Source organism: Kitasatospora nipponensis (assembly GCF_039528135.1).
Taxonomy (GTDB): domain Bacteria; phylum Actinomycetota; class Actinomycetes; order Streptomycetales; family Streptomycetaceae; genus Kitasatospora; species Kitasatospora nipponensis.
On record NZ_BAAALF010000991.1, the window covers coordinates 1 to 564 of the forward strand.

Annotated in this window: 1 protein-coding gene and 1 pseudogene; both read right to left on the reverse strand. The window is 69.3% G+C overall.

Annotated elements, in window-relative coordinates; all coding sequences use genetic code 11:
* Positions 1–42 precede the first annotated feature (42 nt).
* On the reverse strand, positions 43–366 hold the full coding sequence (locus ABD323_RS44485) for a MazG-like family protein (RefSeq protein ID WP_344447666.1): 324 nt from the start codon (positions 364–366) through the stop codon (positions 43–45).
* A pseudogene (locus ABD323_RS44490) lies at positions 363–564 on the reverse strand (hypothetical protein); the annotation flags it as partial. The pseudogene ABD323_RS44490 and the gene ABD323_RS44485, both read right to left, overlap by 4 nt.

The following is a 564-nucleotide window of genomic DNA, read 5'->3' on the forward strand; positions in this document are numbered from 1 at the left end:
CCGGCGCAGGGCGGCGTCAGCGGCGGCAGGCTGGCAGGGATGTCAAGCGAGGTTGAGAGTGCGATCTGAGACGAACGCCAGGCGCTCGGCGAACTTCCCCTCCGGGTCGTCGCTGACGCTGGTCAGGGCGACCATCGCGGTGAAGATGACGTCGCACAGCTCGTTCTCGACCTTGGTCCAGCCCTCGGGGTCCTTGCCCTTGCGCGGATTCTGGCCGAGGGCGAGGGCAAGGGCTTCGTGCACCTCCCCGGTCTCCTCCGCGACCTTCCCGATCCGCATCGCCACTTCGAGGTCGCGGCCCAGCGGGGTGTAGCCGTCGAGCATGGCCGTGATCTTGCCGATGGTCTCCCAGGCGTTGCCGTTCATCGTGCTGTTGCTCCCGTGCTCTCGGTGGTGTCGGTCGGCCCGACGCTACTCCCGGGGGCAGGGGCGGCGCTGACGATCCGCTCGGCTACCTCCTCGGGGGTGAGGCGGGTGGTGTCGATGACGAGGGTCGGGACACCGAGCCGGTTGAGGACTGGCACCGCCTCGGCGTACAGCTCGACCTCGCGCACGGTGTCAGCG